This window comes from Providencia rustigianii (genome assembly GCF_900637755.1).
In the GTDB taxonomy this organism is placed as follows: domain Bacteria; phylum Pseudomonadota; class Gammaproteobacteria; order Enterobacterales; family Enterobacteriaceae; genus Providencia; species Providencia rustigianii.
Window position 1 is genome coordinate 654,579 of sequence record NZ_LR134396.1, and the last position, 16,101, is coordinate 670,679.

Annotated in this window: 9 protein-coding genes, 1 tRNA gene and 3 rRNA genes; 9 read left to right on the plus strand and 4 right to left on the minus strand. The window is 42.5% G+C overall.

All coding sequences use genetic code 11. The annotated features are described in order from the left end of the window. Positions 1-4: 4 nt before the first annotated feature. The 6 genes from trkH to rrf all read left to right on the plus strand — a co-directional run bounded on the left by trkH (position 5) and on the right by rrf (position 7,746). Complete coding sequence (trkH, locus tag EL244_RS02950; RefSeq protein ID WP_006815925.1) at positions 5-1,456, plus strand: Trk system potassium transporter TrkH; 1,452 nt, start codon at positions 5-7, stop codon at positions 1,454-1,456. A 35-nt stretch (positions 1,457-1,491) separates the two neighbouring features. Then, on the plus strand, positions 1,492-2,016 hold the full coding sequence (gene hemG, locus EL244_RS02955) for a menaquinone-dependent protoporphyrinogen IX dehydrogenase (RefSeq protein ID WP_006815924.1): 525 nt from the start codon (positions 1,492-1,494) through the stop codon (positions 2,014-2,016). Between the two features lie 475 nt (positions 2,017-2,491). Continuing rightward, positions 2,492-4,032, plus strand: a 16S ribosomal RNA gene (locus EL244_RS02960). Between the two features lie 137 nt (positions 4,033-4,169). Next, positions 4,170-4,245, plus strand: a tRNA-Glu gene (locus tag EL244_RS02965). A 334-nt stretch (positions 4,246-4,579) separates the two neighbouring features. After that, positions 4,580-7,488 (plus strand): 23S ribosomal RNA (locus EL244_RS02970). A 142-nt stretch (positions 7,489-7,630) separates the two neighbouring features. Further along, a 5S ribosomal RNA gene (gene rrf, locus EL244_RS02975) occupies positions 7,631-7,746 on the plus strand. Together the 16S, 23S and 5S rRNA genes with 1 tRNA gene alongside form the textbook arrangement of a ribosomal RNA operon. A 428-nt stretch (positions 7,747-8,174) precedes the next feature. On the opposite strand, the gene idi is transcribed toward rrf, so the two are convergent. The 4 genes from idi to EL244_RS02995 form a co-directional block, all read right to left on the minus strand. Further along, positions 8,175-8,699 (minus strand): isopentenyl-diphosphate Delta-isomerase, encoded by a 525-nt coding sequence (gene idi, locus EL244_RS02980; RefSeq protein ID WP_126458649.1) that lies wholly within the window; start codon positions 8,697-8,699, stop codon positions 8,175-8,177. A gap of 158 nt (positions 8,700-8,857) precedes the next feature. Then, positions 8,858-9,496, minus strand: a complete 639-nt coding sequence (gene narL, locus EL244_RS02985; RefSeq protein ID WP_006815921.1) for a two-component system response regulator NarL — start codon at positions 9,494-9,496, stop codon at positions 8,858-8,860. Between the two features lie 37 nt (positions 9,497-9,533). Beyond that, positions 9,534-11,312 (minus strand): nitrate/nitrite two-component system sensor histidine kinase NarX, encoded by a 1,779-nt coding sequence (gene narX / locus EL244_RS02990; protein ID WP_126458652.1) that lies wholly within the window; start codon positions 11,310-11,312, stop codon positions 9,534-9,536. Positions 11,313-11,378: 66 nt separating this feature from the next. Continuing rightward, positions 11,379-12,308 (minus strand): DUF808 domain-containing protein, encoded by a 930-nt coding sequence (locus EL244_RS02995; RefSeq protein WP_126458655.1) that lies wholly within the window; start codon positions 12,306-12,308, stop codon positions 11,379-11,381. A 210-nt stretch (positions 12,309-12,518) separates the two neighbouring features. On the opposite strand from EL244_RS02995, the gene EL244_RS03000 reads away from it, so the two are divergent. From EL244_RS03000 to EL244_RS03010, 3 genes are all read left to right on the plus strand, one after another. Continuing rightward, complete coding sequence (locus EL244_RS03000) at positions 12,519-13,505, plus strand: glycosyltransferase (protein WP_006815918.1); 987 nt, start codon at positions 12,519-12,521, stop codon at positions 13,503-13,505. A 235-nt stretch (positions 13,506-13,740) separates the two neighbouring features. Beyond that, positions 13,741-14,487, plus strand: a complete 747-nt coding sequence (locus EL244_RS03005) for a helix-turn-helix transcriptional regulator (RefSeq protein ID WP_126458658.1) — start codon at positions 13,741-13,743, stop codon at positions 14,485-14,487. Between the two features lie 287 nt (positions 14,488-14,774). Next, positions 14,775-16,076 carry an NAD(P)/FAD-dependent oxidoreductase gene (locus EL244_RS03010; protein ID WP_126458661.1) on the plus strand — a complete coding sequence of 434 codons (1,302 nt, stop codon included), beginning with the start codon at positions 14,775-14,777 and terminating at the stop codon, positions 16,074-16,076. Positions 16,077-16,101: the final 25 nt, after the last annotated feature.

The window sequence follows — 16,101 nt, forward strand, 5'->3', positions numbered from 1 at the left end:
CCGAATGCACTTTCGCGCAATAACCCGTATCGTTGGGTTACTCGTCATTATTTTCTCTTTTACGATGGTCATTCCTGGCATTGTTGCGCTTATATATCGCGATGGTGCGGGGCGAGCTTTTAGCCAAACATTCGTAACTGCCTTATTAATCGGTCTTTTTCTATGGCTACCGACTCGCAATAGTCGACATGAGTTAAAGGCAAAGGAAGGATTTCTTATTGTTGTCTTGTTCTGGACAGTACTAGGCAGTGTTGGGGCGTTGCCGTTTATCTTCTCGGAAAAACCAAACTTATCAGTCACTGATGCATTTTTTGAATCATTTTCCGGTTTAACCACCACAGGAGCCACAACCTTAACGGGGTTGGATTCGTTACCAAAAGCCATTTTATTTTATCGTCAAATGTTGCAATGGCTGGGTGGTATGGGGATCATTGTATTGGCAGTTGCCATCTTGCCTCTATTAGGTGTAGGGGGAATGCAGCTCTATCGAGCTGAAATGCCTGGGCCACTAAAAGATAATAAGATGCGTCCTAGGATTGCTGAAACGGCGAAAACACTTTGGTTGATCTACGTTCTATTGACTATCGCGTGCGCAATAGCTTTGTGGATCGCGGGTATGGATGTGTTTGATGCAATCTCTCATAGCTTCTCTACTATTGCTATTGGAGGGTTTTCTACCCATGATGCCAGTATTGGTTATTTCAATAGCCCAGCAATTAATACCATTATTGGTATTTTCTTAATTATCTCCGGCTGTAACTTCGGTTTACACTTTGCAGTATTAACAGGGCGAAGCCTTGGTATTTATTGGCGTGACCCTGAATTTAGAATGTTTATTAGCTTCCAATTTGTGCTGGTGGTGATCTGTACCGCAGTGTTGATGTTCCACTCTGTGTATGCTGATTTTGGACAAACATTAGATCAGGCCTTTTTCCAAGTGGTTTCTATGGCAACTACCGCAGGCTTCACAACGGACAGTTTCTCTGGATGGCCACTATTCTTACCGATGCTTTTATTATGTGCGGCATTTGTTGGGGGATGCGCGGGTTCAACAGGAGGAGGATTAAAAGTTATTCGTATCCTTCTTTTATTTCTACAAGGCTCCCGTGAACTGAAACGATTGGTACATCCCAATGCGGTATATACCATTAAATTAGGCCAAAGAGCTTTACCAGAAAGGATTATTGAAGCTGTTTGGGGATTCTTTTCTGCATACGCCTTAGTATTTGTAGTGAGTTTACTGCTACTTATCGCAACCGGTGTTGATGAGTTCTCCGCATTTTCTGCAATTGCTACCACATTGAATAACCTTGGACCAGGGTTAGGAACGGTTGCCGAGAACTTCACAAGTATGAATCCGGCTGGGAAATGGATTTTAGTGGTGACAATGTTATTTGGTCGTCTTGAAGTCTTTACTTTATTAGTTTTATTTACGCCAACGTTTTGGCGTGAGTAAACAATGGATAGCAATGATTAGGAATTTTACAGAAGATGAGTTATCTACTTTTACACTCCAGCACTGATGGGCAAACGAAAAAAATCATTTTAAAGATAGCAGACCAATTACGTCGCTCTGGGTGTGAGTGTGACATCCGTGATTTAAATACGGATAAAAACTTCAATTTATCGGCTTACAATAAAGTATTGGTTGGCGCATCTATCCGTTACGGTCATTTTAATAAGCAACTTGAACGCTTCGTAGCAACACATCAAACCCAACTCAATTCGATGAAGAGCGCCTTTTTTGCTGTAAACCTAACAGCAAGAAAGGAGGGGAAAGATACCGCTGAGACAAATGTTTATACTCGCAAGTTTTTAGAAAAATGTCCGTGGCAGCCAACATTGAAGGCGGTATTTGCAGGAGCGCTGTTTTATCCTCGTTATAAGTGGCTTGATAAAGTAATGATCCGGCTAATTATGAAGATGACGGGGGGACCAACAGACCCAAAAACAGAAATTGAATATACTAATTGGGATAGTGTTGCTGCTTTTGCTATAGAGTTTGAGAATTTATAGTACTATTTTTCAACAAAACGTGGCTGTTTTGTACTATTTGTTGAAATAATCGGCGGTTGATAAAAAATATCAAAAAAAGGGTTGCCAGATTTTTCTGACTCCCTATAATGCGCATCCACTGACCGGGAACAAGCCAACGCAAAGCGCGATGGACACTGAACCGGCAGCGAGAGAATCTGAAAAGATTAAGCAAAAAAATGCTTGACTCTCACTGAGGAAAGCGTAATATACGCCACCTCGCGACAACGACCTAAGTTGATAAAAACTGAGTCGATTTCCAAAAGAAATGTCGCACTGCTCTTTAACAATTTATCAGACAATCTGTGTGGGCACTCACAAGACACTATCAAAAAATATTTGATTTTAAAGTCTTGAAGAGTGACTAACACGTTAATTCATATATATGAACTAATAGGTAATATGTTTTCTTCGGAAAGCATACGACAGTAAACATTCTTTGAGCATCAGACACTTTTAATTGAAGAGTTTGATCATGGCTCAGATTGAACGCTGGCGGCAGGCCTAACACATGCAAGTCGAGCGGTAACAGGGGAAGCTTGCTTCTCGCTGACGAGCGGCGGACGGGTGAGTAATGTATGGGGATCTGCCCGATAGAGGGGGATAACTACTGGAAACGGTAGCTAATACCGCATAATCTCTAAGGAGCAAAGCAGGGGAACTTCGGTCCTTGCGCTATCGGATGAACCCATATGGGATTAGCTAGTTGGTGGGGTAATGGCTCACCAAGGCGACGATCCCTAGCTGGTCTGAGAGGATGATCAGCCACACTGGGACTGAGACACGGCCCAGACTCCTACGGGAGGCAGCAGTGGGGAATATTGCACAATGGGCGCAAGCCTGATGCAGCCATGCCGCGTGTATGAAGAAGGCCTTAGGGTTGTAAAGTACTTTCAGTTGGGAGGAAGGCGTTGATGCTAATATCATCAACGATTGACGTTACCAACAGAAGAAGCACCGGCTAACTCCGTGCCAGCAGCCGCGGTAATACGGAGGGTGCAAGCGTTAATCGGAATTACTGGGCGTAAAGCGCACGCAGGCGGTTGATTAAGTTAGATGTGAAATCCCCGGGCTTAACCTGGGAATGGCATCTAAGACTGGTCAGCTAGAGTCTTGTAGAGGGGGGTAGAATTCCATGTGTAGCGGTGAAATGCGTAGAGATGTGGAGGAATACCGGTGGCGAAGGCGGCCCCCTGGACAAAGACTGACGCTCAGGTGCGAAAGCGTGGGGAGCAAACAGGATTAGATACCCTGGTAGTCCACGCTGTAAACGATGTCGATTTGGAGGTTGTTCCCTTGAGGAGTGGCTTCCGGAGCTAACGCGTTAAATCGACCGCCTGGGGAGTACGGCCGCAAGGTTAAAACTCAAATGAATTGACGGGGGCCCGCACAAGCGGTGGAGCATGTGGTTTAATTCGATGCAACGCGAAGAACCTTACCTACTCTTGACATCCAGAGAATTTAGCAGAGATGCTTTAGTGCCTTCGGGAACTCTGAGACAGGTGCTGCATGGCTGTCGTCAGCTCGTGTTGTGAAATGTTGGGTTAAGTCCCGCAACGAGCGCAACCCTTATCCTTTGTTGCCAGCACGTGATGGTGGGAACTCAAAGGAGACTGCCGGTGATAAACCGGAGGAAGGTGGGGATGACGTCAAGTCATCATGGCCCTTACGAGTAGGGCTACACACGTGCTACAATGGCGTATACAAAGAGAAGCGACCTCGCGAGAGCAAGCGGAACTCATAAAGTACGTCGTAGTCCGGATTGGAGTCTGCAACTCGACTCCATGAAGTCGGAATCGCTAGTAATCGTAGATCAGAATGCTACGGTGAATACGTTCCCGGGCCTTGTACACACCGCCCGTCACACCATGGGAGTGGGTTGCAAAAGAAGTAGGTAGCTTAACCTTCGGGAGGGCGCTTACCACTTTGTGATTCATGACTGGGGTGAAGTCGTAACAAGGTAACCGTAGGGGAACCTGCGGTTGGATCACCTCCTTACCATTGAAGTGTTTTTGTGAAGTGCTCACACAGATTGTCTGATAGAAAGTAGAGCAATAGGCTATACGTGGGAGAGCTATTCGAAAGAGTGGTTCTTACACGAGATATGCAACAAAGCAATTTGTGCAGTATTTCGTGTCCCCTTCGTCTAGAGGCCTAGGACACCGCCCTTTCACGGCGGTAACAGGGGTTCGAATCCCCTAGGGGACGCCAATTGCGCCGATATCGAGTGAAAGACGATGTCCCCAATAATGATTAAGCCAATTACGATGTAGTTGGTTTAACAATTATGCTCTTTAACAATCTGGAACAAGCTGAAAATTGAAAACAACGCACATTGTTTTGCTTAAACAATGTGAGAGTCTCTCAAAAAATCTCAACTTGAAGATGTTCTCTGAACATTCGAGTCGACGAGCGACATGAGTTCAAGGCAGACAGCGCACAGCAAGCGCAGCGTACTTAAGGTACGTGAGCATTGCGAGCACTGACTAACGCCGAAATCATGAAGCACAGTCACTCGTTGTAAGAAGACACCTTCGGGTTGTGAGGTTAAGCGACTAAGCGTACACGGTGGATGCCTAGGCAATCAGAGGCGATGAAGGACGTGCTAATCTGCGAAAAGCGTCGGTAAGGTGATATGAACCGTTATAACCGACGATATCCGAATGGGGAAACCCAGTGCAATCCGTTGCACTATCGTTTGATGAATACATAGTCAAACGAGGCGAACCGAGGGAACTGAAACATCTCAGTACCTCGAGGAAAAGAAATCAACCGAGATTCCCCTAGTAGCGGCGAGCGAACGGGGAACAGCCCAGAGTCTTAATCAGCATTAGCATCAGGAGAACGGTCTGGAAAGGCCGGCAGTATAGGGTGATAGCCCCGTATCCGAAGGTGTTGGTGTTGTGAACTCGACGAGTAGGGCGGGACACGTGTTATCCTGTCTGAATATGGGGGGACCATCCTCCAAGGCTAAATACTCCTGATTGACCGATAGTGAACCAGTACCGTGAGGGAAAGGCGAAAAGAACCCCGGCGAGGGGAGTGAAATAGAACCTGAAACCGTGTACGTACAAGCAGTGGGAGCCTTGATTTATCAGGGTGACTGCGTACCTTTTGTATAATGGGTCAGCGACTTATATTCTGTAGCAAGGTTAACCGTATAGGGGAGCCGTAGGGAAACCGAGTCTTAACTGGGCGAATAAGTTGCAGGGTATAGACCCGAAACCCGGTGATCTAGCCATGGGCAGGTTGAAGGTTGGGTAACACTAACTGGAGGACCGAACCGACTAATGTTGAAAAATTAGCGGATGACTTGTGGCTGGGGGTGAAAGGCCAATCAAACCGGGAGATAGCTGGTTCTCCCCGAAAGCTATTTAGGTAGCGCCTCGTGAACTCATCTTCGGGGGTAGAGCACTGTTTCGACTAGGGGGTCATCCCGACTTACCAACTCGATGCAAACTACGAATACCGAAGAATGTTATCACGGGAGACACACGGCGGGTGCTAACGTTCGTCGTGAAGAGGGAAACAACCCAGACCGCCAGCTAAGGTCCCAAAGTCATGGTTAAGTGGGAAACGAAGTGGGAAGGCTCAGACAGCCAGGATGTTGGCTTAGAAGCAGCCATCATTTAAAGAAAGCGTAATAGCTCACTGGTCGAGTCGGCCTGCGCGGAAGATGTAACGGGGCTAAACCATGCACCGAAGCTGCGGCAGCGATATGTAAATATTGTTGGGTAGGGGAGCGTTCTGTAAGCCTGCGAAGGTGTGCTGTGAGGCATGCTGGAGGTATCAGAAGTGCGAATGCTGACATAAGTAACGATAATGCGGGTGAAAAACCCGCACGCCGGAAGACCAAGGGTTCCTGTCCAACGTTAATCGGGGCAGGGTGAGTCGACCCCTAAGGCGAGGCAGAAATGCGTAGTCGATGGGCAACGGGTTAATATTCCCGTACTGGTGATAATTGCGATGGGGGGACGGAGAAGGCTAGGCTGGCCGGGCGACGGTTGTCCCGGTTTAAGGATGTAGGTGGGTGAATTAGGCAAATCCGGTTCACTATACACTGAGGTCTGATGACGAGTCACTACGGTGGCGAAGTAGCTCATGCCCCGCTTCCAGGAAAAGCCTCTAAGCTCTAGATTATCATTAATCGTACCCCAAACCGACACAGGTGGTCAGGTAGAGAATACTCAGGCGCTTGAGAGAACTCGGGTGAAGGAACTAGGCAAAATGGTGCCGTAACTTCGGGAGAAGGCACGCTGGCATTAGGTGAAGTCCCTTGCGGATGGAGCTGAAGCCAGTCGAAGATACCAGCTGGCTGCAACTGTTTATTAAAAACACAGCACTGTGCAAACACGAAAGTGGACGTATACGGTGTGACGCCTGCCCGGTGCTGGAAGGTTAATTGATGGGGTTATCCGTAAGGAGAAGCTCTTGATCGAAGCCCCAGTAAACGGCGGCCGTAACTATAACGGTCCTAAGGTAGCGAAATTCCTTGTCGGGTAAGTTCCGACCTGCACGAATGGCGTAATGATGGCCAGGCTGTCTCCACCCGAGACTCAGTGAAATTGAACTCGCTGTGAAGATGCAGTGTACCCGCGGCAAGACGGAAAGACCCCGTGAACCTTTACTATAGCTTGACACTGAACATTGAGCCTTGATGTGTAGGATAGGTGGGAGGCTTTGAAGTGTGGACGCTAGTCTGCATGGAGCCAACCTTGAAATACCACCCTTTAATGTTTGATGTTCTAACGTGGCCCCATTATCTGGGGTGCGGACAGTGTCTGGTGGGTAGTTTGACTGGGGCGGTCTCCTCCCAAAGAGTAACGGAGGAGCACGAAGGTTGGCTAAGCATGGTCGGACATCATGCGGTTAGTGCAAAGGCATAAGCCAGCTTGACTGCGAGAGTGACAGCTCGAGCAGGTACGAAAGTAGGTCTTAGTGATCCGGTGGTTCTGAATGGAAGGGCCATCGCTCAACGGATAAAAGGTACTCCGGGGATAACAGGCTGATACCGCCCAAGAGTTCATATCGACGGCGGTGTTTGGCACCTCGATGTCGGCTCATCACATCCTGGGGCTGAAGTAGGTCCCAAGGGTACGGCTGTTCGCCGTTTAAAGTGGTACGCGAGCTGGGTTTAGAACGTCGTGAGACAGTTCGGTCCCTATCTGCCGTGGGCGTTGGAAGATTGAAAGGGGCTGCTCCTAGTACGAGAGGACCGGAGTGGACGCACCACTGGTGTTCGGGTTGTCATGCCAATGGCATTGCCCGGTAGCTAAGTGCGGAAGAGATAACCGCTGAAAGCATCTAAGCGGGAAACTTGCCTTGAGATGAGTCTTCCCTGACCCTTTAAGGGTCCTAAAGGAACGTTTAAGACTAAGACGTTGATAGGTTGGGTGTGTAAGCGTAGCGATACGTTGAGCTAACCAATACTAATGAACCGTGAGGCTTAACCTGACAACACCGAAGGTGTTTTAGAGAGATGAAGTTGATTTTCAATAGCGAGTGAGAAGCCGAAAGGTGAAGGACACAGCAGCTTGTTCAGGATTGATGTTCTGGTTTAAGGATAAAAGACTTAAACGGGAATAAACAGAATTTGTCTGGCGGCAATAGCGCGGTGGTCCCACCTGACCCCATGCCGAACTCAGAAGTGAAACGCCGTAGCGCCGATGGTAGTGTGGGGTCTCCCCATGTGAGAGTAGGGAACTGCCAGACATTAAATTAGCCGAGAAGCCACCCAATGGGTGGCTTTTTTGCGTTGGGTGCTTGGTGACAGTTGAAGAGGTTCAATCGTTTTCCAATTTTAAGTTGGCAAAGGTACTGAAACTCATCCGTCAATTAACCCAATCCGTCATTGAACCCCTAGGTGATTTTTTTTCGATCCCTTTCTTCCGCTCTTCCTTTCTTCTTTTCTTTCTTGTACTTTTCCTGGCGTATATCTTCTTGTGCTGAGTCAGTTCTGATTAATGACGAAAAAATATAAGCGATTTGGAATATTAATGTGTAATACATCGGGTTTTAGTGGGAAATAACTGAAGGGATATTTTAGGCTTTGGGGTATAAACAGCTATTTATTAGTATTTTTATCTTAAATAGAGATAAATGTAATAGAGCCAATTTTACTGAATTAAGGTATTTTAAAATCAGATAGTAAAGTTCAATAAAGGATATTTTGCTAAAATTGCTTTAAACCATGGGGTAAATTTTGTGGGTTCCTCATGAACCTCTTGATTCAGCAATTCAATTCCAACCCAACGGACTGCATTCACTTCATTGGAATTAGGTTTAAAGTCACCATTATAATAACCAACAAAAATATGGTCATACTCATGCTCAATTAATCCACCATTAACGTCTGCATAGTAGATAAAAGCATCGACATGTTTTAGCTCAGTCTTGAACCCAAGTTCTTCATCTAACCGACGTATAGCGGCATCTAATGTATTTTCTTGAGGTCTAGGGTGGCTACAGCATGAATTAGCCCACTGACCTGCGGAATGATATTTATGGAAAGCTCGTTGCTGAATCAGCAATTCATTTTTATTATTAAAAATAAAAATAGAAAATGCCCGATGTAAACGACCTTCTTGATGAGCAAGTAATTTTGGCATCGTACCAATTTCAATATCTTGTTCATTAACTAAAATAAGTTGTTCTTCTTTCATCATTTTGTATTTTTCATAGATAAGTCTTCAACGAGCTTATTATAACTGGAAAAAATTAGCTTGTAGATTAGAGCTATTGATATGGGTTTATGGTGGGGATAGTAACGAGGAAAATTCATAGCTAGATGATGTGGTCATGTAGCTATGAATTATTTAACATCTTATTTCTGTTGTAATACCCAAACGGCAGCTTCTACTCTAGATTTTAAATTTAACTTTTTTAGTAGATGTTTGACATGTACTTTTACTGTACTTTCTGCAATATCTAAATTTCGTGCAATCATTTTATTAGATAACCCTTGAGCAATGAGTTCCAAAATATCCGACTCTCTTGGGGTTAAGGCTACAGCATCACTTTCCGATTGTGTCTGATGATCTCTTAGCGATTCAGCTAGCACTGAAGTTAATGTTGGGCTAACGACCATCTTGCCACTTGCCGCTTCTTTTAGTGCAATAATTAACTCTTCAGGCTCCATATCTTTGAGTAAATATCCATCAGCACCTCTTTTTAATGCACTCACAAGATCATCACTATAATTGGACACAGTAAATAAAATGATCCGACCTGAGAGTTCGCGCTTTCTTAATTCATCAAGGGTTTCAAATCCATTCATCCCTGGCATATTAAGATCCAGAAGAATTAAGTCAGGATCTTGTTCTTCTGCAATTTGGATCCCTGTCTTCCCATCACCTGCTTCTCCGATGACCTGTAATGAAGGTTCTAAGCTAATTAGCTGTTTTACACCATTTCTTAGCATCGGATGATCATCAATGAGTAAGATCGTTGATTTTTCGTTCATTTATTTTGGGTCTCCATGAATGATTTTTTCCGGCGTATTAAACTTCTGACAGAGGGAAAGTTACTTTAACCTCGGTTCCCCCTTGAACTCGTGGTGTTATATAGCATTCACCATTCAAGCTGAGCGCTCTTTCCCTCATAATGATTAAACCATAGTGATTGATCTTATTGGGATTGTCATCTATTCCTCGACCATTATCATCAATGGTAATGGTGACTATTCCTCGATCTTGGCTTAGGGATATGGCTGCCCAGTTTGCATTCGCATGCTTTAAAATATTGCTTAGCGCTTCGCGTATTATTTGAATTATATGAATCGATTGATGAGGTGAAATACTTTTAGCTGGTATGTCATAGCTAAGTTGAATCTTGAATCCAATACGTTCGCTAAATTCATCAAGCGTGCTTTTAAGTGAGGGCAATAAACCAGACTCAGTCAATTTTAAACGGAATGTCGTCAGTAATTCACGTAATTGGCTATACGCAGTATTGATTTCAGTACGCATCTCATTGAGTAAATGTTTAGTGGTTTCCGGTAGAGGTTCGGGTTGCATTTGTAGATAGCTAATTTGCATTTTGAGGCACGAGAGTGACTGTGCAATTGAGTCATGCAGCTCTCGAGCAATGGCTGCACGCTCGTCCATAATGAGTAATTGCTGCTGCTGTTCTATTTGCTGCTCCATTGTTAACATGCCTGAAATTTGCTTAGCTAACATCAGTACCAGTTTATTTTTTTCATCTGCAAATGGTTGGTTTTGCTCAATTTCACCGATAATAACACCATATCGATGCATGTTATCAGATAGATCCCACTGTAGTATTTGTGGGTTATTAAAAATCATTTCCTGAGATCTAAACGGATCAACCGCATGAGTTAATTCCATATCCTGAGCAGCAGGACTAGAAAAATAAGAGATTTCATGAAAGTATTTTTCATTACTATCTTCATACAGTCTTATACGTAGATTTTTTAATTGCGTGATACTTTTTAATTCTACTAAGACCTTTTGTAGCCTTGAATAGAGTGTATCTGAAGAGTGCAAAATTTGATTTGACTGGTACAGATAAGATAAAACACGATTTTTAGCTAATAGGTCAGCTGTTTTTTCTGCAACCCGTTTTTCAAGCTGATGATAGCTTTGTGCTAGTTCATCAGACATGTGGTTTAGTGTTTCACCGAGGGCATTGAGCTCATCTTGTTTATTATTTTTTAATGGGTAACGTTGGCTAAAATCCTTTTGACCAATCGCATTCACCATAGAAAGTAACTTCATCCAAGGGTAGTAAATTTTTCGTCTTAGATGCCATATAGTGCCTGTTAATAATAAGAAAACGAGACTGATAAAAATGAGTTGTGTCATCGCAACATAGGCAATTTTTCTCTCGGTAATATCATCAATATTATGAACGAGCTCATTGAGCATGTTAACAAAAGTAATGACTTCGTAGCGGGCATCATCTGGAGATGAAGCTTGAGTAAGTGCAGGCTTTAGGGTATTTAGCCAAAAGTCATGTATTTTATTAAATTGCGGTGTTAGATTTTCGATTTTGACAACTTGGGTTAATTCGGGGCTTAATAAGTCGTTTTCTAACTCATTAAGGTAGCTTTGATTTTGTTGATTTAGAGGCGTCAAGGAAAGTAAGCGGTAGCTTTGCATACGTAATGAGCCAGAGGTATTAATTGCATGGGCATTGCCTTGCGCACTGATGATCATGCGATTAGATATAGTCATGCCGATAATACCTAGGATCGCAATTAATAACATCAACCCAATGACTTGATTGATAATTGAGAAACGGCGGTAAAGTGTTGGCATAATCCTTTTTCCTCTGGCGCAACGCTAATTCACGAAATATCACATAAGATTAATGCTATTTATCAGCTATTTTAGCGAGGGTTTGGCTTTTTTAAAGTGAGCGAAAACACTGAAGATTAGCACAATGATTAAACCAATAACCAACCCGAACACTAAGTTAAGAATAGAAGGCGTTAAAAATTGCAAAATAGCGCCAATTGCGGGTGTCATCGCCGACATTTCAGCGACTTTTTCTATCCATGAATGCGGGTAAGAAATTCCATGTGTGAGTATACCTCCCCCGACCATAAACATTGCCGCAGTTCCAACGACGGAAAGTGTTTTCATGAGATAAGGCGTAGCATAAATTAGCCCGTTACCGAATTTACGTAAGATCGCTGATGCTTTTTTCTGTAAATAAAACCCTAAATCATCGAGTTTTACTATCCCTGCAACTAATCCATATACTCCGATAGTCATGACAATAGCAATGAGTGATAGGACAACAACTTGATTGAGAAAAGTCGTTGAGGAGACAATACCTAGAGTGATAGCGATAATTTCAGCGGATAGCACAAAATCAGTACGAATTGCGCCTTTAATTTTTTGTTTTTCAAATTCAGCAATGTCTTCTGGAGATAGCTCAACTTGCTGTGTTTCCGACGGCTCTTGACTATTTTTATGCAAAAATTTATGCGCTAGCTTTTCTGCCCCCTCAAAACAAAGATATGCACCTCCTACCATTAGAAGTGGAGTCACTGCCCAGGGAATAAATGCACTAATCAATAATGCCAGTGGTACCAAAATTAACTTATTGAGAAAAGAGCCTTTTGCAACGGACCAGACAACAGGCAACTCCCTATCGGCGCGCACCCCAGTCACTTGTTGAGCGTTTAAGGCGAGGTCATCCCCTAAAACTCCCGATGTTTTCTTTGCTGCCATTTTTGTCATGACGGATACGTCATCTAATACTGCGGCAATATCATCTAATAAGGCAAGTAAGCTACTTCCAGCCACGGGAGGATCCTTCTGTTATCGTGAGGTATAATTGATGTTTGTTAGATCAAAGAAGTAAAAATTAGTTCACAACTATTTGGGTATTTGAGTAATAATAGAGCCATATCAGTAACTTCTATCATAACTATATTGATTTAATTATAAAATTTATATGAAATGAACGAATATATTTTTTAATTATAATCTTTTTGATTAGTTTAAGGTTAATACATGTCTTCTCAACCTGTTTTGAGTATCGTTGTAGCCGTATACAACGGTGAAAAATTTTTACCTCATTTTTTTGATAGTCTGATCGCGCAGAAATTGGAAAACTGGGAACTGATCGTTGTTAACGACGGTTCTAAAGATGATAGTGAAGGCGTTATTCGTCAATATGAAGATAAATTTGAGAATATCAAAGTTCTCTTTCAGGAAAACCAAGGTGTTTCTGTTGCTCGCAATACGGGAATGGTAGAGGCTACGGGAAAATATATCACTTTCCCTGATATTGATGATGAAATTAACCCGAAAATGTATGGTCGTTTATTAGAGATCGCACTTGAGGGAGATTTAGATGTTGCAACATGTAATGGTACTTATGTGTATACCAATGGTGATGCGCCTAAAGCAATTTTTCCGCCAAATAAAGTGCCATCAACCGGCGTGATCACTGGGCCACAATGGCTACAAATGGGGTTGAGCTCCCGCAAATTTTTACATGTGACTTGGTTAAATATCTATCGTTTAGAGCTTATTAGGGAATATCACTTTTTCTTTGAGCCAAAGCTGCATCATCAGGATATTCCTTGGACAACAGAAATGTTGTTAGTGGCAAAACGGGTGCAATTTATCAATGAGCAGTATTATGAATATTTGATTCATAATCAGTCTGTTTCTCACTCATTAACGGGTGATGAAAGATCTGTACGCAAGATTAATACCTATTTGAAAATCCTTGATATGTTATTAGCTATTTATCAACGCTATCCGGAACACGTTAAGCAAGCACCAGCCTGTTTATGGCAAGTAGGTAAAGAGGGGTTAGGAGTCGTACAAGCGCTATTAGCGATAAAATCCCCTGAAATTCAAAAACAAATGGTACAAATGTTCTTTGATAAAGGTTACTGGGAAATCGTCTGGAAACATGCGACAACCCTGAAATTAAAATGGCGTTTAATTCGTCGCTATTCCAAGTTAAAAGCCATTATTAAACATTAATGCATCAACAGCCTTTCGGGGCTGTTTTTCTGTATATCCTCTCTGAATTTTTCTTTTCAATTTATCAGGTAATTGCTAAAAAAATATTAACAAAACCAGCATTCATTGTGATTTGATTAACATAGTAATAACAAATCAATTGAGATTCCTTTCATAATATGGTTTTTATACCACTCTACCCTGCTCGAATATGTTTGGCAGGGGCTTATTAATGAGTTAATGAATAGGGGGTATAATGGATAATTATCTAAATAAGTTACCCCATCTTATTGATTCTGTTGCTACCAACCAGTTCTATCCTAACCTCTTATCTTGGCTCTCTTCTTTTATTGCTTTTGATAACGCGATTATTTATGCCTTCGAAAAAGGGGGAGCTCCTCGTTTTCTCTCTAAAGTTGAAACGCGTAATAGCGATAATATTAATCGCTTATATCAACGTGGCGCTTATTTAATGGATCCCTTTTATCAAGAACTGCAAAAGGGAGGAAGTTCTAAGGTATTGACCTTAAAAGAGCTAGCACCAAAAGGTTTTCACCATACGGATTATTATCTGAATTTTTACCGTAAAACGGGATGGTGTGATGAGGCGGGCTTACTGTTGGAGATCTCTCGTGATAGGCAGCTGGCTATCTTTTTTGGTAATGAAGAAAAGCCTTTGTTATCAGAAGAAAGTAAGCGGGCACCATTGAAAGAAGCTTTTGATATTATTAGGAGTATCGCTAGGCTCCATAAAGATGTGGTTCCTAATTCAGTCTCTAGTGATTATCGACATACAGATTTACAAACCTGTTTTGGCCTAACGCCAAGAGAGTGTGAGGTTGTTGAGTTAGTTTTGGAAGGTAAAGGTTCCCCGCAGATAGCAGATACCTTATTCATCAGTTTAGGAACCGTGAAAAATCACCGAAAAAATATCTATCAAAAACTCGGTATAGGCTCACAAGTCGAGTTATTTAACTTATTAATGACACCAATAAAGCAATAATATTGGTACTGAATAATTGTTTCAGAGAAATATTTTTAGCTTACCTCCTCATTTTTCATCTCGTTTAGTCGTGGATAACCATTTCCATTAATATAAAAATAACCAATTAACTTATTAAAATTTAAAAAGAATATTTAAAATTTTTTTATATCATTTATAAGTTAATACTGTACTTGCATCACAGATGTTAATTTTATGTTTTAGAATGTCCCTAAAGGGCTATGTAAATGTTAATGCTGGGTTAACATAATCAAGGTTATTGTAAGATACTAGACAGGGTATCCATTATGAATAACCAAGTAGAATCATTAACTTATTACTCAGCAACAAAAAAATATGATCTGCGTTTTCCTACATTAAAAGAAGATCTAGACGTTGATGTCGTGATTATCGGTGGTGGTTTTTCAGGCATAAATACTGCACTGGAGCTGTGTGAAAAAGGCATCACTAATATTGCTATCCTTGAAGGGCGTCATCTTGGCTATGGTGGTACAGGGCGAAATGGTGGACAAGTGATGGCTGGCATTGGTCATGACTTAGATGCAATCAAGAAGCATGTTGGTTCTGAAGGTTTAGAAACAATTTTTAAACTTAGCAATATGGGTGCAGGTATTATGCGCGACCGCATTGCTAAATATAATATTGATGCGGATTTTTGCCATGGTTATGCCTATTTAGGCAGTAATAAGCGCCAAGAAAAAACATTACGTAGCTGGCTAACAGATTTCAAAGCAGTTGCTCCGGATGAAGAAATTGAATTTTATACCGGGTCCGATTTAAAACAAATCATTGGCTCTGATGCTTATACCTGTGGAATAAAACACATGGGAGGAGGGCATGTTCATTCCCTTAACTTGCTGTTAGGTGAGGCAAAAGCAGTCAGTGAATATGGCGCGAAAATTTTTGAAAATAGCCAAGTACTGAATGTTGAATATGGCGATACCGTTACTGTTCGTACGGCAATGGGATCGGTCAAAGCGAAGAAAATGCTGTGGGCTTGTGATGGATTTTTAAATGGTCTTGAGCCAATGCTGTATCCAAAAACAATTAATACCTATGCCTATCAACTGATGACGGAAGAGCTCTCTGATGAGCTGATTGAGCGTATCAGCCCTATTCGTGGCGCATACAGTGATATTCGCCCTGTGATTGACTACTACCGTGTGACAAATGAAAACCGCTTGTTGTTTGGAAGCTCAACCTATTTTCTTGAGTATATTCCATCCGACTTAAAAGCGTGGAACCGCAAGTTAATGTTGAACGTTTTCCCATACTTGAAAGATGTGAAAATCGAGTTGGCATGGGGTGGTCCAATGGCTTGCAGCGCCAATTTATTCCCACAAATTGGCACTATTCCTGGTCATAACAATGTTTTTTATGTGCAAGGGTATTCCGGTTTTGGCGTCACTCCAAGCCAGATTGTTTGTAAAGTGCTAGCGGAAGGAATGGCAGAAGGCTCTAGTCGCTATGACCTGATGAGCTCGATTCCCCATGCCAATATCGTGGGGAAAGATAGCATGAGAAATGCAATTGTATCCCTCGCAAAATGTTGGCATCAAGTCTCTGGATATTGGCAAGGGCGCCGTTAAATTCTCTCAATTGGTTTTAGCTTTT

Coding starts and splice junctions, on each gene's coding strand:
- EL244_RS03010 (WP_126458661.1), top strand. CDS start 14,775: ATGAATAACCAAGTAGAATCATTAACTTATTACTCAGCAACAAAAAAA.
- trkH (WP_006815925.1), top strand. CDS start 5: ATGCACTTTCGCGCAATAACCCGTATCGTTGGGTTACTCGTCATTATT.
- hemG (WP_006815924.1), top strand. CDS start 1,492: ATGAGTTATCTACTTTTACACTCCAGCACTGATGGGCAAACGAAAAAA.
- EL244_RS03000 (WP_006815918.1), top strand. CDS start 12,519: ATGTCTTCTCAACCTGTTTTGAGTATCGTTGTAGCCGTATACAACGGT.
- idi (WP_126458649.1), bottom strand. CDS start 8,699: ATGATGAAAGAAGAACAACTTATTTTAGTTAATGAACAAGATATTGAA.
- narX (WP_126458652.1), bottom strand. CDS start 11,312: ATGCCAACACTTTACCGCCGTTTCTCAATTATCAATCAAGTCATTGGG.
- EL244_RS03005 (WP_126458658.1), top strand. CDS start 13,741: ATGGATAATTATCTAAATAAGTTACCCCATCTTATTGATTCTGTTGCT.
- narL (WP_006815921.1), bottom strand. CDS start 9,496: ATGAACGAAAAATCAACGATCTTACTCATTGATGATCATCCGATGCTA.